Source organism: Actinomadura sp. 9N407 (assembly GCF_044326315.1).
Lineage (GTDB): Bacteria > Actinomycetota > Actinomycetes > Streptosporangiales > Streptosporangiaceae > Spirillospora.
Genome location: NZ_JBIRAW010000027.1, coordinates 131,380 through 149,021, shown reverse-complemented (window position 1 = coordinate 149,021; position 17,642 = coordinate 131,380). Strand labels below are relative to the sequence as shown.

Annotated in this window: 19 protein-coding genes; 9 read left to right on the top strand and 10 right to left on the bottom strand. The window is 69.7% G+C overall.

The features are described 5' to 3' along the window. Positions 1-48: 48 nt before the first annotated feature. Both ACH34Q_RS33800 and ACH34Q_RS33795 read right to left on the bottom strand, forming a co-directional pair. Positions 49-474: an ATP-binding protein gene (locus ACH34Q_RS33800; protein ID WP_395987193.1), complete on the bottom strand. Its 426-nt coding sequence runs from the start codon at positions 472-474 to the stop codon at positions 49-51. Beyond that, positions 471-749 (bottom strand): hypothetical protein, encoded by a 279-nt coding sequence (locus tag ACH34Q_RS33795; RefSeq protein WP_395987192.1) that lies wholly within the window; start codon positions 747-749, stop codon positions 471-473. Before ACH34Q_RS33795 ends, ACH34Q_RS33800 begins: the two co-directional genes overlap by 4 nt. 195 nt (positions 750-944) lie before the next feature. Between ACH34Q_RS33795 and ACH34Q_RS33790 the strand changes: the two genes are divergently transcribed. The 3 genes from ACH34Q_RS33790 to ACH34Q_RS33780 all read left to right on the top strand — a co-directional run bounded on the left by ACH34Q_RS33790 (position 945) and on the right by ACH34Q_RS33780 (position 2,770). Next, entirely contained in the window at positions 945-1,802 is an 858-nt protein-coding gene (locus ACH34Q_RS33790; protein ID WP_395987191.1) for a helix-turn-helix domain-containing protein, read from the top strand. A gap of 32 nt (positions 1,803-1,834) precedes the next feature. Continuing rightward, positions 1,835-2,143, top strand: a complete 309-nt coding sequence (locus ACH34Q_RS33785) for a DUF397 domain-containing protein (protein ID WP_395987190.1) — start codon at positions 1,835-1,837, stop codon at positions 2,141-2,143. Positions 2,144-2,206: 63 nt separating this feature from the next. Further along, the gene (locus tag ACH34Q_RS33780; RefSeq protein ID WP_395987200.1) at positions 2,207-2,770 is read left to right on the top strand and encodes a phosphoribosyltransferase family protein; all 564 of its coding nucleotides are present in this window, start codon (positions 2,207-2,209) and stop codon (positions 2,768-2,770) included. Positions 2,771-2,784: 14 nt separating this feature from the next. Here the strand turns inward: ACH34Q_RS33780 and ACH34Q_RS33775 are convergent, their stop codons facing one another. Next, positions 2,785-3,393 carry a dihydrofolate reductase family protein gene (locus tag ACH34Q_RS33775; RefSeq protein ID WP_395987189.1) on the bottom strand — a complete coding sequence of 203 codons (609 nt, stop codon included), beginning with the start codon at positions 3,391-3,393 and terminating at the stop codon, positions 2,785-2,787. A gap of 206 nt (positions 3,394-3,599) precedes the next feature. Between ACH34Q_RS33775 and ACH34Q_RS33770 the strand changes: the two genes are divergently transcribed. Further along, positions 3,600-3,806, top strand: a complete 207-nt coding sequence (locus ACH34Q_RS33770; protein WP_395987188.1) for a hypothetical protein — start codon at positions 3,600-3,602, stop codon at positions 3,804-3,806. Between the two features lie 49 nt (positions 3,807-3,855). Here ACH34Q_RS33770 and ACH34Q_RS33765 read toward each other — a convergent pair whose 3' ends face one another. Then, complete coding sequence (locus ACH34Q_RS33765; RefSeq protein WP_395987187.1) at positions 3,856-3,996, bottom strand: hypothetical protein; 141 nt, start codon at positions 3,994-3,996, stop codon at positions 3,856-3,858. Positions 3,997-4,038: 42 nt separating this feature from the next. On the opposite strand from ACH34Q_RS33765, the gene ACH34Q_RS33760 reads away from it, so the two are divergent. Further along, entirely contained in the window at positions 4,039-4,833 is a 795-nt protein-coding gene (locus ACH34Q_RS33760; RefSeq protein WP_395987186.1) for an SDR family NAD(P)-dependent oxidoreductase, read from the top strand. Between the two features lie 70 nt (positions 4,834-4,903). On the opposite strand, the gene ACH34Q_RS33755 is transcribed toward ACH34Q_RS33760, so the two are convergent. Genes ACH34Q_RS33755 through ACH34Q_RS33740 form a run of 4 tightly spaced genes read right to left on the bottom strand, consistent with a single transcriptional unit; the run spans position 4,904 to position 9,457 of the window. Next, positions 4,904-5,668, bottom strand: a complete 765-nt coding sequence (locus ACH34Q_RS33755) for an XdhC family protein (RefSeq protein ID WP_395987185.1) — start codon at positions 5,666-5,668, stop codon at positions 4,904-4,906. Next, positions 5,665-8,058, bottom strand: coding sequence for an aerobic carbon-monoxide dehydrogenase large subunit (locus ACH34Q_RS33750; protein WP_395987184.1), 2,394 nt, complete (start codon positions 8,056-8,058; stop codon positions 5,665-5,667). Before ACH34Q_RS33750 ends, ACH34Q_RS33755 begins: the two co-directional genes overlap by 4 nt. Beyond that, positions 8,055-8,579 (bottom strand): (2Fe-2S)-binding protein, encoded by a 525-nt coding sequence (locus ACH34Q_RS33745; RefSeq protein ID WP_395987183.1) that lies wholly within the window; start codon positions 8,577-8,579, stop codon positions 8,055-8,057. The genes ACH34Q_RS33750 and ACH34Q_RS33745 overlap by 4 nt, the downstream gene beginning before the upstream one ends. After that, positions 8,576-9,457, bottom strand: coding sequence for an FAD binding domain-containing protein (locus ACH34Q_RS33740; RefSeq protein WP_395987182.1), 882 nt, complete (start codon positions 9,455-9,457; stop codon positions 8,576-8,578). The genes ACH34Q_RS33745 and ACH34Q_RS33740 overlap by 4 nt, the downstream gene beginning before the upstream one ends. Before the next feature lie 116 nt (positions 9,458-9,573). On the opposite strand from ACH34Q_RS33740, the gene ACH34Q_RS33735 reads away from it, so the two are divergent. The 3 genes from ACH34Q_RS33735 (at position 9,574) to ACH34Q_RS33725 (ending at position 13,195) form a co-directional block, all read left to right on the top strand. Continuing rightward, positions 9,574-10,497 carry a LysR family transcriptional regulator gene (locus ACH34Q_RS33735; RefSeq protein WP_395987181.1) on the top strand — a complete coding sequence of 308 codons (924 nt, stop codon included), beginning with the start codon at positions 9,574-9,576 and terminating at the stop codon, positions 10,495-10,497. Between the two features lie 61 nt (positions 10,498-10,558). Beyond that, positions 10,559-12,142 carry a D-alanyl-D-alanine carboxypeptidase/D-alanyl-D-alanine-endopeptidase gene (gene dacB, locus ACH34Q_RS33730; RefSeq protein ID WP_395987180.1) on the top strand — a complete coding sequence of 528 codons (1,584 nt, stop codon included), beginning with the start codon at positions 10,559-10,561 and terminating at the stop codon, positions 12,140-12,142. Positions 12,143-12,277: 135 nt separating this feature from the next. After that, positions 12,278-13,195, top strand: coding sequence for a cation diffusion facilitator family transporter (locus ACH34Q_RS33725; RefSeq protein ID WP_395987179.1), 918 nt, complete (start codon positions 12,278-12,280; stop codon positions 13,193-13,195). Positions 13,196-13,228: 33 nt separating this feature from the next. On the opposite strand, the gene ACH34Q_RS33720 is transcribed toward ACH34Q_RS33725, so the two are convergent. Further along, positions 13,229-14,566: an alpha/beta fold hydrolase gene (locus ACH34Q_RS33720; protein ID WP_395987178.1), complete on the bottom strand. Its 1,338-nt coding sequence runs from the start codon at positions 14,564-14,566 to the stop codon at positions 13,229-13,231. Positions 14,567-14,922: 356 nt separating this feature from the next. Next, the gene (gene fusA, locus ACH34Q_RS33715) at positions 14,923-17,127 is read right to left on the bottom strand and encodes an elongation factor G (protein WP_395987177.1); all 2,205 of its coding nucleotides are present in this window, start codon (positions 17,125-17,127) and stop codon (positions 14,923-14,925) included. Positions 17,128-17,401: 274 nt separating this feature from the next. Here fusA and ACH34Q_RS33710 point away from each other — a divergent pair, with 274 nt between their 5' ends. After that, entirely contained in the window at positions 17,402-17,560 is a 159-nt protein-coding gene (locus tag ACH34Q_RS33710; protein WP_395987176.1) for a hypothetical protein, read from the top strand. Positions 17,561-17,642: the final 82 nt, after the last annotated feature.

The following is a 17,642-nucleotide window of genomic DNA, read 5'->3' as shown; positions in this document are numbered from 1 at the left end:
GGGCGTGTTCGCATTCCAAACGCCCCAACCCGGCGAACCCGCCACGAGTCAACGGGGTGGTGGCCCGGCTGCGGTGCCTCTGACGAAGGACACCTCGAACCACACTCGCAGGCGCCCGTCGTACAAGACCTCGTATCCCCAGCCCCGGGCGAGCATCTTCATGATGGGAAGGCCTCGCCCGCCCTCCCCGCACGGATCGTCCACGTAATGCGGGAGCGTGCCGCCGCCCCCGCCGTCGATGACTTCGATCCGCAGAACGGTGCCCTCCACATAGGCATCTATCACCACCGCCCCACCACCACCGTGCACGACCGCGTTGGTCAGAGCCTCGGACAGCAGCAGAACGCTGTCCTCACACGCGCTGTGCCTGGCACCGAGCAGCGGCGCCAGCTTGCCCTCCAGCCACTGCCGTCCCCTCGCCACGTTCTGCGGCGCCGCCGGGATGACACACGTACCGAGATGCCACCGAGTCATCTCCCGTCCACCGCCCGAGCGATCCGCGCGGCCGTCCCGGCCACGTCGCCCGCGACGCTCCACTGATTCCCGTACGTGTAGAGCCAGCGCCCGAGATGATCGACCGCCCCCACCCCGAGCCGCCGGGGACCGCCCGCGTACGGCACCCACAGCACCGGCTCGCCGCGCTGAGGATGAACGAGTATCGAGGTGCGATCCTGCCGCTCCCCGAGCTTGTAACAGAGATGCGCCAGAAGGCCGAACCGCACCTCATGCGGCCGAAGATCCGTTGACACCGTCGCTGCCCCTTCGCCGAGCACGCACGCGATCACGAATCACCCGGAAGTTCCGTGATCAAGCACCTACCGTGCGTGATGGTCACTATGGTCAGAGTGTGGAGTGAGCGCGATGTTTTTGTAAAGCTATAGAAGTGAGCCCGCTCAAAAAATCATGGTTCACCTGGTGGCCATATCTCTCAGGAAGGAACGAAGATGGCAAATAGGACAAGCCCAACCGTGCGCAGGCGCCGGCTCGCGTCCGAAATGCGAAAGCTTCGCAGAGAGGCGGGCAAGACCCGCGAGGAGGCGGCCAGGTTCGCTGACATCGCACCGGCCACAGTCAGCCGCATCGAGGCGGCGACCCACGCGCCGAAGGTCGCCGACATCATGGCGCTGTGCAAGTTCTATGGCCTCGACGACGAGCGAACCGAAGTCCTCGTCACCCTCGCCCGGCAGAGCCGCCAGCGCGGCTGGTGGCACCAGTACTCCGGATCAATCCCCGAGTGGTTCGAGGTCTACGTTGGCCTGGAAGAAGAAGCCTCCGAGATCTTGGATTACGCCCCTGAAGCTATTCCAGGCCCACTCCAGAGTGAAGGCTACATCCGCGCGATCTCACTCTCCGGCCTTCGAGTGCCGCCAGATAAGGAGCTAGAACACCTTGTCGAACTCCGACTCAGGCGTCAAGAGCGGCTGGTCAACGATGACCCGTCCAAAGTGTGGGCCATAATCAATGAAGGCGCTATCAGACGACAGGTGGGTGGCCGAGAAACGATGCGTGAGCAACTCGGCCATCTCATCAGGCTGTCCAGCTACAACCACATCAACATCGTTGTCCTGCCATTCACAACTGGAGCCCATCCAGGCATGGACGGGCCGTGCACTGTCCTGCGGTTTCCGGAGCCACACGATCCTGACGTGGCGTATATCCAGTATCGACTGGGAAGCATCTACCTAGAAGACCCTTCCCACGTAGCCGAATATATCGAGCTCTTCGATCACCTACGCGCCCGAGCTCTGGGCCCGGATGAGTCCCGGGACCTGATCGCTAGAGTGGCTGACGAGACGCCCTAGCAAAGCAAGCCGAGAGAGGCACGGGAACCATCATGAACCCCCCTCACATCATCTGGCGTACGAGCAGCCACAGCACTGATCAAGGCCACTGCGTCGAGGTCGGCACGTGGCACAAGAGCAGCTACAGCTCTCAACAAGGCAACTGCGTGGAGATAGGCGCCTGGCGCAAGAGCAGCCACAGCATCGGCAACGGCGGCGAGTGTGTGGAGGTGGCCGCTGACCAGGCACTCGTGGTGGCTCGGGACTCCAAAGACCCTGACGGGGCGGTGCTCGGCTTCGCTCCCGAGGACTGGCGGTCGTTCGTCCGGACGGTGAAGAGCGGGCGGCTCGACCTGAGCTGAGCGGTGTCGTAGGGAACCCGGCGGTCTTGGGAGACTGCCGGGGTGGACGACGAACGGCTGTCGATGATGGGTGCCCGGCGAGGTCATTTTCGCCTGGAGTCGGGGCATCACGGTGATCTCTGGCTTGAGCTCGATGCCCTGTTCCTCCGGCCGGCACGGCTCAGGCCCGCGATCACTTCGTTGGCGAAGCGGCTCGCCGGGCACGGTGTGGACATGGTCTGCGGTCCCCTGAGCGGGGGCGCGTTCGTGGCACAGATGATCGCGATCGGGCTCGACGCCGAGTTCTCCTACACTGAACGGGTCGTGGCTCCGCAGGCCGATGCCCTCTACTCCGCTCGGTACCGACTGCCGGACGGAATCCCGGTGGCCGGGCGCCGTGTGGCCGTGGTGGACGACGTGGTCAACGCCGGTTCGGCCGTACGGGCCACGCTGGCCGCGCTGCGCGAAGGCCAGGCCGAGCCGGTGGCGATCGGCGCGCTGCTCGTCCTGGGCCGGCCCGCCGCCGCTTTGGCGGAAGACCAGGGGCTGGCCCTGGAGACCGTCACGCACCTCGACAACTCGCTGTGGAAGCCACAGGACTGCGCGCTGTGCGCGTCCGGTGCTCCACTGGAGGACCTGATCGCCTGAGAGGCCCGGCCGCGTTACTCGACGGAACCGAGGGAGACTTCGCCCGCCCGCTCGTACGCCATGTAGACGACCCCGGCGTCGGTGACGCTCGAGCCGGTGAGCTTCAGCCCGGCCGGAACGGTGCCCTCGGCGAAGAGCCGCTTGCCCTGGCCGAGGATGAGGGGGAAGACGAGCAGGTGGTACTCGTCGACGAGGTCGGCCTCCTGCAGCGTACGGATGAGGTCGCTGCTGCCCTGGACGAGGATCACGCCGTCGGTGCGCTTCTTGAGATCGGCTACGGTCTGGGCGGCCTCCCCCACCAGGACCTCGGTGTTGCGCCACTCGGCGTTCATCGGGGACCGCGTGGCGACGTACTTCGGCATGCTGTTGATCTGGGCGCCGCCCTCCTCGTCGGGCACGCCGGGCCAGTGCGCCGCGAGGATGTCGTACGACCTGCGGCCGAGCAGCATGCCGTCCGCCCGTCCGAACACCTCGCCCATGATCCGGCCGAACCCCTCGTCGGCGTGCGGGGCCAGCCAGCCCCCGTACGGGAACCCGTTGGAGTCGTCCTCGCCGGGCCCGCCGGGAGCCTGCATGACGCCGTCCAGGGACACGAAGGTCGAAACCACCAGCTTGCTCGCCATCTGACACTCCTTCTCGCTGTGGAGGAGCGGGCCCATCCGGCCCGCTCCCTTCCTGCTGTCCTCAGCTTGGTGGAACGGGCTTACGGATTACTTAAGGCCTTCTTCTGCGGTACGGCATGTCATGTCGCCGGCGGCGTCTGGCGTCACCGGAGCCCGACGCCAGCGGACACCTGGTGCGAGCCGCGGAAGGATGCCAGGATCGCAAAATGCGCAAATCTCCCGACGCCATCGCGCGCGAGCAGCTCAACGCGGCCTACCGAAGGCTCGACTACTCCGACACCCCGACGCTCGACGTACGGATGGACGTCGGAGAGCTCGCCGCGCAGATCGCGCTCGTCGATGTCCTCCGCAGGATCGCCGACGATCTGGGAGCGATCAGGAGCGCACTGTCCGACGCGCCGCCGCAGACCTGAGCAAGTGATGTGGTGACGGCAGGCCCGCAGAAGTGGAGCGGGCCTGCCGTCAGCGTTCGCCGGGCTCTACTCCTCCTCGCAGTCGCCGGTCGTCCACCAACCAGTTGCCGACAGGCGTGCCGTGCGTCATGGAGCAGATGATGGTGTCGCCCTTCTCCTCGCCGTACCGGGCCTTGATCTCGGCACGCATCTCCGTCCACTGGCGGCGTGGGGCCGCCTAGGCTCCCCATCTATGGATCTTGAGTTGGGCGGGCGACGGGCACTGGTGACGGGCGGCAGCGGCGGGATCGGTGCCGAGATCGCCCGGCGGCTCGGCGCCGAAGGGTGCGCGGTGCTGGTGCACGGCCGCGACGCCACCCGTACGAACGAGGTCGTGGAGACCCTTCACGCGTCCGGCGTGACGTCCCGAGCCGTCCTGGGCGACCTGGCCGATGACGCCGGCGCGGCCGCCGTGGCCGAGAGCGCCCGCGGCTGGGGAGTGGACATCCTCGTCAACAACGCCGGTCCGTTCGCCGAGCACGACTGGGAGAGCGCGGAGCCCGCCGTGTGGCTGGACGCGTTCAACGGCAACGTGCTCTCGGCCGTACGGCTCATCCGCGCGCTCGTACCGGCGATGCGCGAGCGCGGCTGGGGACGGGTCGTCAACGTGGGCAGCCGGGCGGCGACGACGCCCTTGCCGAACATGGTCGAGTACTCGGCGGCGAAGGCGGCCGTGGTCAACATGACCACCGGGCTGGCCCGCCACCTGGCCGGCAGCGGGATCACGGCCAACACCGTCAGCCCCGGCGTGATCGTCACCGACGGCATGCGCCGGATGTTCGAGGAACGGGCCGTACGGGAGGGCCGCCCGGCGCCGTGGCCCGAACTGGAGGCCCAGGTGACGGCCGAGTACGCGCCCAACCCGGCCGGACGCCTGGGCACCGCCGCCGACATCGCCGCCACCGTCGCGTTCCTGGCCAGCCCGCTGGCCGGTTACATCAACGGCATCGACCTACGCGTCGACGGCGGCATCGTCCCCGTCCCTTGACTCGTGGCGTGTTAGCCCTTCCGGAACGGGGGACAGGCGAACACGCCACGAGTCAACGTGAGGGGCGGGGTCAGTGGCAGTGGTCGTGGGAGTCCTCGTGTGGGGGTGGGTCGTCGGGGATGGGGATCGGTGTGGGGGTGGACGCGCGTGTTCGGGGGCGCAGGGAGAGGATCTCGGCCACTACGGACAGGGCTATCTCGGGGGCTGTACGGGCGCCTATGTCGAGGCCTGCGGGGGTGTGGATCCGGTCGCCGTCCTCTAGTGCGGACTTCACCGATTTGCCTCGGGTGCGGCTCGCGATGAGGCCTATGTAGGGGATGCCGAATCGCAGGGCCTCGCTGAGGACTTCTTCCTCGTTCTGGCCGTGAGTGGCTACTACGAGGGCGGCGGCGTCCTTGACCACTGGGACGGGGTCAGTGCAGAGATTGGTCTCGTAGCCGGAGGCGCCGCCTACTTGTACGAGGGCTCTGGCTACGGGGCCGTCGCCGTAGACCTGGATCAGGGCGGGCGGAATGACGGCCTCCAGGAAGACGTCCAAGGTGCCGCCGGAAAGGCAGGGGTTCTCCACTGTCACCAGGCCGTCGAGGGCCTGGCTGATGGCCGGGTCCGCGGTTATGCGCAGGAGGGTCGACTCGCCCGTGTCCAGAAGGCGAAGAGCCTGGGTACGGACAGTGGAGGCAGCGCAAGAGCCGCCCACGAAGCCTTCCAAAGTGCCATCGGGAAGGACGAGCGCGCGGTCACCCGTACGGGCGCTGGTGGGCTTTTCCGTACGGACGACCGTGGCCAGCACGTAAGGCGTTCGCTGGCTGCGCAGGCGTTCTGCGAGGTCGTTCACGGGATCGCCAGATCCGTGCGGAACGGGCGGCCCTGGATGACGCGCCAGACATTGGCCGGAGTCAACGGCATGTCGGCGTGCTTGACGCCGTACGGCTGGAGCGCGTCGACGACGGCGTTCACAATGGCGGCGGGCGAGCCGACCGTGGCGGATTCGCCAACGCCCTTGGCTCCGAGAGGGTGGTGTGGGGAGGGGGTGACGGTCTCACCCAATTCCCAGGAGGGGCATTCCATCGTGGTGGGCAGCAGGTAGTCCATGAACGAGGCGCCCAGGTGGTTGCCGTCCTCGTCGAAGGCCATGACCTGCATCAGGGCCATCCCGACACCGTCCGCCAGCCCGCCGTGGACCTGGCCTTCCACGATCATCGGGTTGATCCGTACACCGCAGTCGTCGACGGCGATGAAGCGGCGGACCGAGACCTTTCCGGTGCCCGGATCGACCTCCACGACGGCGATGTACGCCCCGAACGGGTAGGTCAGGTTGGGCGGGTTGTAGACGGTCGTCGCGTCCAGGTGGCCTTCGACGCCCTCGGGGAGTTCGACGCTGCCGTGGGCGGCCATCGCGATTTCCTGCATGGTGACGGCCGTGCTCGGATCGCCCCGTACGGACCAGCTGCCGGGCGTCCATTCGAGGTCTTCGGGGGACGCCTCCAGCATCGCGCCGGCGACTATTCGAGCGCGCTCCCGTACCTTTCGCGCGACGACCGCCGTCGCGGCTCCGGAGACCGGGGTCGAACGGGAGCCGTACGTCCCCAGCCCGAAGGGCGTCTGGTCGGTGTCGCCGTGGACGACGTCGATGTCGTCCACGGGAATGCCCAATTCGTGCGAGACGATCTGCGCGAATGTCGTCTCATGGCCTTGGCCCTGCGACTGTACGGAGATGCGCAGCACGGCCTTGCCCGTGGGATGGACGCGGAGTTCCGCGCCATCGGCCATTCCCAGGCCGAGAATGTCCATGTGCTTGCGCGGCCCGGCGCCGACAGCCTCGGTGAAGAAGCTGATGCCGATCCCCATCAGGGAACCGGTGCCCTCGCGGCGGCGCTCGGCCTGCTCCGCGCGCAGCTTGTCGTACCCCGCGATGTCCATCGCGTGCCGCAGCGTGCGCGGGTAGTCGCCGGAGTCGTACTCCCAGCCGGTCGCCGAGGAGTACGGGAACTGCTCGGGCCGCAGCAGGTTGCGCAGCCGCAGCTCGGCCGGATCGGTGTCCAGCTCCGCGGCCAGCATGTCGATCATGCGCTCGATCAGGTAGGCGGCCTCGGTGATGCGGAACGAGCAGGCGTAGGCGACGCCGCCCGGGGCCTTGTTGGTGTAGACGCCGGTGACCGCGCAGTGCGCCGCCTCGATGTCGTACGAGCCGGTGAACACGTGGAAGAAGCCCGCCGGGAACTTCGTCGGCTGGGCCGTCCCGTTGAACGCGCCGTGGTCGGCCAGGACCTTCACCCGGATGCCGCGGATACGGCCGTCGCGGGTCGCGGCGATCTCGCCGCGCATGTGGAAGTCCCGGGCGAACGACGTCGTCATCAGGTTCTCGGAGCGGTCCTCCATCCACTTCACCGGAAGGCCCGTGACGATCGAGCCGACGATGGCGCAGACGTAGCCGGGATAGATGCCGACCTTGTTGCCGAAGCCGCCGCCGATGTCGGGCGAGACGACCCGGATCTTGTGCTCGGGCAGCCCGGCGACCAGCGCGTACACGGTGCGGTGGGCATGCGGGGCCTGGGTGGTGGTCCAGACGGTGAGCTTGCCGGTCACCTTGTCCATGTCGGCGACGATCCCGCACGTCTCCAGCGGGGCCGGATGGACGCGCGGGTACAGGATGTCCTGGGCGACGACGACGTCGGACTCGGCGAAGACCCGCTCAGCGTGCTCGGCGTCGCCCGCCTCCCAGTCGAAGATGTGGTTGCCGGTACGGTCCGCCAAGTCGTCGCGGATGACCGGGGCGTCCTCGTCCAGGGCGCGGCGGGCATCGATGACCGCAGGCAGCGCCTCGTAGTCGACGTCGATGAGTTCGAGGGCGTCGCGGGCGGCGTAGTGGCTCTCGGCGATGACGAACGCGACCTCCTGGCCCTGGAAGCGCACCTTGTCGGTGGCCAGCACGGACTGGACGTCGCCGGACAGCGTCGGCATCCAGGCCAGCCCGAGGCCGGCCAGCGTCTCACCTGTGATCACGGCTTTGACCTGCGGGTGCGCCTCGGCGGCGGTGGTGTCGACGGCGATCAGCCGGGCGTGCGCGTGCGGGCTGCGCAGCACCGCCCCGTACAGCATCCCCGGCACCTTGATGTCGTCGACGTAGGTGCCCTTGCCACGGATGAAGCGGGCGTCCTCCTTGCGGGGCACCCGGCCGAATCCGTGGTGCGGTGCCTGCGTCCCGGTGGTCTCGTCCACGGTCATGACGTCACGTCCTCTGGCTGGGACTCGGATGACTGGGAATCGGAAGACTGGGACTCGGGAACGCTCGGGTGATCGGCGGCCCAGCGCACGGAACGGACGATGTTCTCGTAGCCCGTACACCGGCAGATCTGCCCGGACAGCGCCTCGCGGATCTCGGTCTCGGACGGGTCGGGCCGGTGGTCCAGCAGCCAGCGGGACGTCATCAGCATCGCCGGCGTACAGAACCCGCACTGCAGGCCGTGGCACTCGGAGAACCCCTGCTGGACGGGATCGAGCACGCCGTCCTGCTCCAGGCCCTCGACGGTACGGACCTCCTTGCCGTCGGCCATGACGGCGAGGACCGTACAGGACTTGACCGGGACCTCGTCGAGCCAGACGACGCAGGCACCGCAGTTGGAGGTGTCGCAGCCCCAGTGCGTCCCGGTCAGGCGCAGGTCGTCCCGGAGGAAGTGGACGAGCAGCAGGCGCGGCTCGACGTCGGCGCTGTGCGGCTCGCCGTTCACCGTCACTGTGATCTTCATGGCCGGGCCCTTCCCATCGCACGGTGGTACGCGCGGCGCAGCGCGCGCGTGGTCAGCTCGCCGGCCAGATGGCGCTTGTAGTCGGCCGGTCCGCGCTGGTCGGAGCCCGGATCGCAGTGCTCGGCGGCGATCCGGCCGGCCTCGTGGAAGATCTCCTCGGACGGCTCGGCGCCGCGCAGCGCCTCCTCGGCCTCGGCGGCGACGAAGTGCCGGGCGCGGACGGCGGTGAGGCCGATCCCCGCCTCCGCGATCCGCAGGTCGCCGGACAGGGTGAGCACGGCGCCGGCGGCGGCGAGCGGCCAGTCGCCGGCCCGGCGCTCGACCTTCTCGTACGCGCTGGACCCGCCGGGCCTGATCGGGATCCGTAGCTCGGTGAGCAGCTCGCCCGCCTCCACGACGGTCTCGTACGGGCCGGTGTGGAACTCGCGGATCGGTACGGTGCGCTCGCCGCCCGGGCCGCGGATCACCGCCAGCGCGCGCAGCGCCCCGAACGCGGCGGACAGGTCCTCGGAGGGGTCGGCCTGGCAGAGCGAGCCGCCGACCGTGCCCCGGTTGCGGACGACCGGGTCCGCGATCACCCGTTCCGCGTCGTGCAGGATCGGGAAGTGCTCACCCGCGACGGCCGAGTCCAGCAGGTCGGCGTGCCGGGCCATCGCGCCCACGCAGAGCATGTCGCCTTCGATGCGGATGTGGGAGAGCTCCGCCACGTCGTTGATGTCCACCAACGCCTCGGGTTCGGCCAGCCGCAACTTCATCATGGGCAACAGGCTGTGACCTCCGGCGACGACCCGGGCCTCGGGGCCGTGCCGGGCCAGCAGCGCCAATGCCTCCTCGACGCTGGTCGCTCTCGCGTACTCGAAGCGTGCGGGAACCTGCATGGTTTTCCTCTGTGTCGTCGAGCACGGACGGGTGCGGGCCTGCGGATTCTCGTCCCGGCCGCAGGCGGCCACAACAGCCGGATAAGGAAAGGCTTAGGGTCCGCCAGACTGGCGGCATGACCCTCACCCAGCTGGGCGCGTTCGTCCTGGTGGCCAGATTCGGCTCGGTGAAGGAGGCCGCGCGTGCACTGAACGTGAGCGAGCCGGCGGTGTCGCAGGCCCTGGCCGCGCTGCGCCAGCACATGGACGACCCCCTGATCGTCCGGGGTCCCGGCGGGATGAGGCTGACCGAGGGCGGCACCCGGCTGCTGCCGATCGCCTCGCAGATGGTGGTGCTCGGCGCGGACGCCGAAGGTGTCGTACGGGCCGCGCGCGGTGCCCCCGAGACGCTGCGCGTGGTGGCGACGCCCGCCGTCGCCGAGTTCGTCGCGACCCCGCTCCTGGACGCGTTCGGCGGACGTTCCGCGCGGGAGGTCGACGGCAGCGCGGGCGTGGTCGCGGGACGCGAGATGCCCGTACTGCTGCACAACCGGCTGGCCGACGTCGCCCTCGGGCCGTGCCTGCGGAACGAGCCGGGCCTGGTCAGCGAGCCGGTCTTCCGCGCCCGGCTCGTCGCCGTCGGGACCACCGTCGTCCCGCGTCCGGTCTGGCTCGTCGACCCGTCCGGGACGGACCCGGGGAGCGAGACCAGCGCGCTGCTGCGGCGGCTCAAGGTCCCCGAGGACCGGATCCGCGTCTATCCCAACCAGACCGCCGCGTGCGCCGCCGCGGCGGACGGCGACGGGCTCGCGATCGCGCTCGCGCACCTGGTCGCGCCCCGCATCCAGCGCGGCGAGCTGCGCATCATCGCCACCCCGGCCACGCCCGTCGAGGTCCGCTGGCACGCCACGACGCTGCCGCCCGACCGACGGTCGCCGCTGGCCGGGGCGTTCTGCCGCTTCCTCACGACCGCCGACGCGCTGCACGTGATGCGCACACCGGGCTCGGGCGTCCCGCCGTCCCGGTTCCGGCCTCCGGTGTACGTGACGATCTGGAGTTAACCGCCTGCGGGACGTGAGCGGTTCCGAGACAGGGCCGCCCTGACGTTCTAGAGTCGTGGGCATGATCATGCGCCGTACGCTCACCGCGCTGCTCGGCGGAACGGCCGTCGCCCTGGCCACCGCCACTCCCGCCACCGCGACCGCGACCGTCCTGAGCCCGAACCCGAGCACCAACACGGGCACGGCCACGAGCCTGAAGGCCGATCTCGACGCCATCCTGGCGGACGAGCGCCTGGCGGGGGCCGGGGTCGGGGTCGGGGTCCAGGTACGCGACGCCGGCACCGGCGAGGTCCGGTACGCGCGCGGAGCCGCGACACCGCTGATGCCGGCCTCCAACATGAAGATCCACACGTCCGTCGCGGCGCTGGCGATCCTGGGGCCGGACCACCGGTTCCGTACGAGCGTGCACGCGCGCGAGGCCAGGGGCTCCACCCTCGCCGGGAACCTCTATCTCAAGGGCACCGGCGACCCCACCATGCGTCCCGCCGAGTACGACCGGCTGGCCGCCCGCGTCGCCGCGAAGGGGATCGAGCGGGTCACCGGCGATCTGATCGCCGACGACAGCTGGTTCGACGCCCAGCGCACCGCGCCCGGCTGGGACCCGACGGACTTCCCGTACGCCTACGCGGCCCGGATCTCCGCGCTCACCCTCTCCCCCGACGACGCGTTCAACGCGGGCTCGATCAAGGTGACGGTCACCCCGGGCAAGGCGGGCAAGCGGGTCAAGGTCGCGCTGGACCCGCCGACCGATCTGGTGAAGGTCGACAACCGGGCGGTGACGGGCCGGGCGGGAGGCACGTCCACGCTGTCGGTGGACCGGCCCGCCGGAGCCGACACGATCGTCCTCAGCGGCTCGTACCCGGCGGGCGCGGACCCGGTGGAGAACCTGCGGACGGTCGAGAAGCCCACGCTGTACGCGGCGGACGTCTTCCGCGACGCGCTGCGCAAGCGCGGCGTCAAGGTCGCCGGAACGACCCGGCGCGGCACGACGCCCGACGGTACGGCGACGCTCGCCACCCGTGACTCGATGCCGCTGGCGCAGCTCACGGCACCGTTCCTCAAGCTCAGCAACAACATGATCGCCGAGATCCTGGTGAAGTCGATCGGCCGCGAGACCAAGGGCCAGGGCAGCTGGCAGGCCGGGCTGCCGGTGATCGAGCGCTACCTGGCGAGCCAGGGCGTCCCGGCCGAGCGGCTGGAGATGACCGACGGCTCGGGGCTCTCCCGTTCCAACCGGACGACGCCGCAGGACATCGGCACCGTGCTGAAGAAGGCGCAGTCCAAGACGTGGTTCCCGGCCTGGTACCAGGCGCTGCCGATCGCGGGCGATCCCGACCCGATGACCGGCGGCACGCTGCGGAACCGGATGGCCAAGACCCCGGCGGCCGGGAACGTCCACGCCAAGACCGGCACGCTGACCGGCGCGACCGCGCTGTCGGGCTACGTCCGCGAACCGTCCGGGCGAAGGCTGATCTTCTCGATCGTCCTCAACGGGTACTCCGGCGGAGCGCCCAAGGACATCGAGGACCGGATCGCGGTACGGCTCGCGGGCGGCACGGGCGCGGGCGCACGGCGGGCCACGACGACCCGCCAGGCGCCCGCGATCGGTCCCCGGCTGGAATGCTCCTGGACGATGACCTGCTGACCCCTGCCTAGCGTCCCGCCGATGGCTCTGCCGACTGTGGCCCCGCTCCCTGGGTACGCAGGTGACGGGTACGCAGGTGACGGCGGCCGCGATCACCGCCGGCCGCCGTCCAGGAACCGTCCGGGGGGAAGTTCCGTGTCCGTTGAGGGAAGTACGAAGGCGGTGGTGACCGCGCTCGGGGCGAACCTGGGCATCGCGGTCACCAAGTTCGTGGCCTACCTGCTGACCAGTTCGTCGTCGATGCTGGCGGAGTCGATCCACTCGGTCGCCGACTCCAGCAACCAGGCGCTGCTGCTGATCGGCGGCAAGCGGGCCGCGCGGTCGGCGACGCCCGAGCATCCGTTCGGGTACGGCCGCGAGCGCTACATCTACGCCTTCATCGTCTCCATCGTGCTGTTCAGCGCCGGCGGACTGTTCGCGCTGTACGAGGGCTGGCACAAGATCAGCGACCCGCATCCGATCACCTCGTGGCACTGGGTCCCGATCGCGGTGCTGCTGGTCGCGATCGTGCTGGAGAGCATGGCGCTGCGGACGGCGGTGAAGGAGTCCAACGCCGTCCGCGGCTCGGCCGGCTGGGTGCAGTTCATCCGCCGCTCCAAGTCGCCCGAGCTGCCGGTGATCCTGCTGGAGGACACCGGCGCGCTCGCCGGGCTGCTGTTCGCGCTGGCCGGCGTGGGGCTCACGCTGGCCACCGGCGACGGGATCTGGGACGGCCTCGGCACCGCGGCGATCGGCGTGCTGCTGGTGGTGATCGCGTTCGTGCTGGCCACCGAGGTCAAGAGCCTGCTGATCGGGGAGTCGGCCGGCCCGGAGCAGATCAGCGCGATCGAGCGGGCGATCGTGGCCGGCGACGACGTGCCCTCGGTGATCCACATGCGCACCCTGCACCTGGGACCGGACGAGCTGCTCGTCGCCGCCAAGATCGCCATCGATGTGGCGGACGACGCCTACCAGGTGGCCGCGGCGATCAACGGCGCCGAGGACCGGATCCGGCAGGCGGTCCCGATCGCCAGGCTCATCTACCTCGAACCCGACATCCTCCGCCGCCCCTGACCTGGCTTCGCTGCACCCTTCGCATCTTCTCCCTCATTGCGTGTAGTCGTCGAGGTAGACCGTGCTGGTGTGCACGTTCGACGGCCAGTTCGGGATGGCGAGGCGGGCCGTACGGCTGCCGCCCCGCTGCCGGGTCTCGATGGTCACGGTGCCGTTCGCCTGGGCCGAAGCGGGCAGGTAGATGTCGGCGCCGGTCATGAACGGCAGGATCGGGAACAGGCCGATGCTCTGGTTGACGTTGGTCCGCCGGTCGGAGCGCCAGTCGTACGCGAAGAGGCCGATCGCCCGCTTGCTGCGCGCGGCGGTCGTCGCGGTGAGCACGTTGGTGCCGTTGAGGCTCAGCGTGTCGCCGTTCGCGCCCTGATCGCCCCACCATTCCTTGTTGCGGTACGCCAGCAGCGCGCTATGGGCGGCGTTGCGCTCGACGAGCCCGTCGACCAGGCTGCCCGGGTCGGAGCCCATCAGGCGCAGCGAGAGATCGGTCCGGCGCAGCGGCGGGACGTAGTGGTGGTGCCGCCGCTCGGTGTCGGTACGGATGATCCGGAACTCGTAGAACGCGGTCGGGCTGCCGGTGAACGGCCCGAACGAGCCGTCACCGGTGAGGGCCACGTTCGCGACCGGTCCCGTACCGGTCGGCCGCCCGGTCGCCGGATCGAGTTCGTACACCTCCAGCCGCGCGTTGCCGCCGGTGTAGCCGACGTTGTACGGGAAGAGCACGGCGCGGCCGGCGATCTGGATCGTCCCGGCCTGCGGCACGACCTGGGTCGTCGCGGGGGCCGTACCGTTGAAGAACCGGTACATCTCGGCGAACGAGGCGGCCGAGGTCGCCGTCTCCACGTGCGACTCGTTCGGGTGCCGGACGTTGGTGGCCCCGGTGATCGAGCCGTCGTTGCCCTCGCCCCAGATCGCCAGGGTCGGGACGCCGCCCGGCAGCGCCTCGGCCCCGCCGCCGTCGACGTTGACGTAGTGCGCCACGTTCGCCGCCCGGGCCGCCGAGCCGTTCAGGTACTCCTGCGACACCCGGGTCCCGAGCGAGTGCCCGACCAGCTCGACCTTGTCGGCGCCCGTCGCGGCCTTCAGCCGGGCGATGCGCTGGTCGAGCGCGGCGTGGACCTGCTCCATCGTGTTGTTGGCGAACAGCGAGTCGTAGTCGTGTCCCTCGATGTGGGTCGCCGGATAGCCGTTGCCGGCGAACCGCTTCGCCTGCGTCTGGAACTGGCTCCCGGATCCGAAGAATCCATGCACGAAGATGATCGGTCGAATGGCCTGCCGAGCGCGCGCGGGCTCGGCGTTCGCGGTCACCGCCGGGCTCGCGGTCAGCAGCAGGACCATCGCGCACAGCAGCGCGAGCAGTCGCCGCGCTGGTCCCATCAGGTCGGCTCGTCTTATCGGGGCGGCTCGTCTTATCGGGGCGGCTCGGGTCATCGATCGGCTCCGCTCATGGGTCGGCATTTCCGGCCAGCCGTTCGCTGGTCAGGGCCCCGCCGTGCGGCCGGCGGCGGCGCTCGCCGCAACTATGAACGGCACCCGGCGGCGTCCATAGCGGCCACTTGCGAGCCATGAGCGCCCGCGTTTATCGAGGACCGATAGAACAGCGCTGAGCGCGGATGGAACTGTGCCGAGCAGAGACGGAACGGCGCCCCTGCCCGGGCTTTCACCCGGGCAGGGGCACCTTCCACGCTCGCCGCTACGCGACGGTCCTCGCCGCTACGCGACGGTCCTCGCCGCTACGCGACGGTGTCGCGCGGGGCCTCGGCGTACGAGTCGAACTGCATCGTGTACGCGGCGCGGCCCGACGTGGCGCTGCGCAGGTCGCCCACGTACCCGAACATCCTCGCCAGCGGCACCAGCGCCTCGACGACCCGGGCACCCGACCGCTCGCTCATCGCGGTGATCCGGCCCCGGCGGGCGTTGAGGTCGCCGATGACCTCGCCCATGTACTCCTCCGGCGTGGTGACCTCGACGGCCATCACCGGTTCGAGCAGCACGGGCGACGCACGGCGCGCGGCCTCCTTGAACGCCTGCGAGCCGGCGATCCTGAAGTCCAGCTCGGACGAGTCGATCTGGTGGAAGTCGCCGTCGAGCAGGATGACGCGCACGCCCGTCATCTCGTACCCGGCCAGCACGCCGGCCCGCATCGCCTCCTGGCAGCCCGCGTCCACGGAGGGGATGAACTCCTTCGGAACGCGGCCGCCGGTGACCCGGTTGACGAACTCGTACGTCCCCCCGTCCGTGATCGGCTCGATCGAGATCCGCACCTTGGCGTAGTGGCCCTTGCCGCCGGTCTGCTTCCGGTACGTGACGTCGACCTTGCCGACCGCCTTCCGGATCGTCTCGCGGTAGGCGACCCGGGGCCGGCCGACGCTCGCCTCGACCGCGAACTCCTCCTTCATCCGGTCGATCAGGATCTCCAGGTGGAGCTCGCCCATCCCGCCGATGACGGTCTGGCCGGTCTCCGCGTCGGTGTGCACCTGGAAGGACGGATCCTCCTCGGCCAGCCGCTGGATGGCCGTGGCCAGCTTCTCCTGGTCGCCCCGGGACCGGGGCTCGACGGCGACCTCGATCACCGGGGCCGGGAAGTCCATCGACTCCAGGATCACCGGATCCGTACCGGAGCAGAGCGTCTCGCCCGTCGTGGTCTGTTTCAGCCCCATGACGGCGACGATGTCGCCGGCGCCCGCCGACGCGATCTCCTCGCGCTTGTTCGCGTGCACGCGATAGATCTTGCCGATGCGCTCCTTCCCGCCCTTGATCGGATTGAGCACGGCGCCGCCCGATTCCAGCCGGCCCGAGTAGACGCGGACGTAGGTGAGCCGGCCCAGATGCGGGTCGCTCATGATCTTGAACGCCAGCGCCGCGAGCGGCTCGTCGTCGGACGGCCGCCGTACGACCGTCTCACCACCCGCAGTGCCCGCCCTGCCTGCCGTCCCCGCCGTGCCTGCCGTCCCCTCGATGCCGGCCACGTCGAGCGGCGACGGAAGGTAGCGCACGACCGCGTCGAGCAGGGGCTGGACGCCCTTGTTCTTGAACGCGCTCCCGCACAGCACCGGAGTGAACCTCCTGCCCGAGAGGACAGGCGCCAGCGTGAGCCGGCGGATCGCGGCGTGCAGCGGTTCCTCGCCGGGCTCGGTGCCCGTGAGGTACAGCTCCATGACCTCGTCGTCGTGCTCGGCGATCGTGTCGATCAGGCGGCGGCGCCATCGGGCCGCCGCCCCGGTATGGGCGGCCGGGATCTCGACGACGTCGTAGTCCTCGCCGAGTTCCGCTTCGGCCGACCACACCAGCGCCTTCATCGCGACCAGGTCCACGACGCCCGTAAAGTCTGCTTCGGCACCGATCGGCAGCTGGACGACCAGCGGGACCGCGCCGAGGCGTTCGGCGATCATGTCCACGCAGCGGTGGAAGTCGGCGCCCGGACGGTCCAGCTTGTTGACGAAGCAGACGCGCGGAACGCCGTACCGGTCGGCCTGGCGCCAGACGGTCTCCGACTGGGGCTCGACCCCGGCGACGCCGTCGAACACCGTCACGGCACCGTCGAGGACCCGCAGGCAGCGCTCCACCTCGACGGTGAAGTCGACATGCCCCGGGGTGTCGATGATCGTGATGGTGTGATCCACCCCTGCGCCTTCCGAGGGGGGACGACCCCCCACGCCCCCCGAGGCACCTCCGGCGCCGCTGAGAGACCACTGACAGGTCGTCGCGGCGGACGTGATCGTGATGCCGCGGGCCTTCTCCTGCTTCATCCAGTCCATGGTCGCGGCGCCGTCGTGGACCTCGCCGATCCGGTACGAGACACCGGTGTAGAACAGGATCCGCTCGGTGGTCGTCGTCTTGCCCGCGTCGATGTGGGCCATGATCCCGATGTTGCGGACGTTCGCCAGGACCTTGTGCGTCAGGTCCTTGGTCGCGGAAACCTTGCGCGTGGTACCCATGGGGCGTCGTCCTCCTTGATCTCGATTCGGTGATCGGCCCGGCTCGACCGATCGTTGACGACCGCCGGCGGTGATCGTGACGCTAACCGCCCGCGCGGGACCGGCGCCAAGGGTTTTCGCCCCGGTCTGACCGGGAATGGTGACGGGACGCGTTCAACCTGTGGCGGCCTGTGGCAAAGAGCAATTTACGAAATCCAGGCGAACCCACTGGGAAGATTCACCGGCATCTCGCGTTAGAACGGTTGTGACCGGTAGTGAAGGGAGGATCCAGACAATGATCCAGACGACGATGGCCGCTTCTCTGGCCAACCCGCGGCGGACGAGGATCGACGCCTGGCCCCCGCCCCGTACGGAGTCCTCGGCACCGCGGGACGCCGGCCGTACCGACGCCGCAGCGCCGGATACGGCGGACGAGCGGCACTCGGGCGGCTGACCGACCCGTGCTGATCGGGGCCTGCCGAACGGGCCCGTGCTGATCGGCCCGTGCTGATCGGGCCGTGCTCCGGCGGCCGATT

Bases quoted from the DNA above. Each gene is read 5' to 3' on its own strand.
- ACH34Q_RS33720 (WP_395987178.1), bottom strand. From the start codon at position 14,566: ATGGGACCAGCGCGGCGACTGCTCGCGCTGCTGTGCGCGATGGTCCTG.
- ACH34Q_RS33770 (WP_395987188.1), top strand. From the start codon at position 3,600: ATGCGCAAATCTCCCGACGCCATCGCGCGCGAGCAGCTCAACGCGGCC.
- ACH34Q_RS33760 (WP_395987186.1), top strand. From the start codon at position 4,039: ATGGATCTTGAGTTGGGCGGGCGACGGGCACTGGTGACGGGCGGCAGC.
- ACH34Q_RS33780 (WP_395987200.1), top strand. From the start codon at position 2,207: ATGATGGGTGCCCGGCGAGGTCATTTTCGCCTGGAGTCGGGGCATCAC.
- ACH34Q_RS33745 (WP_395987183.1), bottom strand. From the start codon at position 8,579: ATGAAGATCACAGTGACGGTGAACGGCGAGCCGCACAGCGCCGACGTC.
- ACH34Q_RS33765 (WP_395987187.1), bottom strand. From the start codon at position 3,996: ATGCGTGCCGAGATCAAGGCCCGGTACGGCGAGGAGAAGGGCGACACC.
- ACH34Q_RS33740 (WP_395987182.1), bottom strand. From the start codon at position 9,457: ATGCAGGTTCCCGCACGCTTCGAGTACGCGAGAGCGACCAGCGTCGAG.
- dacB (WP_395987180.1), top strand. From the start codon at position 10,559: ATGATCATGCGCCGTACGCTCACCGCGCTGCTCGGCGGAACGGCCGTC.
- ACH34Q_RS33750 (WP_395987184.1), bottom strand. From the start codon at position 8,058: ATGACCGTGGACGAGACCACCGGGACGCAGGCACCGCACCACGGATTC.
- ACH34Q_RS33710 (WP_395987176.1), top strand. From the start codon at position 17,402: ATGATCCAGACGACGATGGCCGCTTCTCTGGCCAACCCGCGGCGGACG.
- ACH34Q_RS33800 (WP_395987193.1), bottom strand. From the start codon at position 474: ATGACTCGGTGGCATCTCGGTACGTGTGTCATCCCGGCGGCGCCGCAG.
- ACH34Q_RS33735 (WP_395987181.1), top strand. From the start codon at position 9,574: ATGACCCTCACCCAGCTGGGCGCGTTCGTCCTGGTGGCCAGATTCGGC.
- fusA (WP_395987177.1), bottom strand. From the start codon at position 17,127: ATGGGTACCACGCGCAAGGTTTCCGCGACCAAGGACCTGACGCACAAG.
- ACH34Q_RS33790 (WP_395987191.1), top strand. From the start codon at position 945: ATGGCAAATAGGACAAGCCCAACCGTGCGCAGGCGCCGGCTCGCGTCC.
- ACH34Q_RS33775 (WP_395987189.1), bottom strand. From the start codon at position 3,393: ATGGCGAGCAAGCTGGTGGTTTCGACCTTCGTGTCCCTGGACGGCGTC.
- ACH34Q_RS33785 (WP_395987190.1), top strand. From the start codon at position 1,835: ATGAACCCCCCTCACATCATCTGGCGTACGAGCAGCCACAGCACTGAT.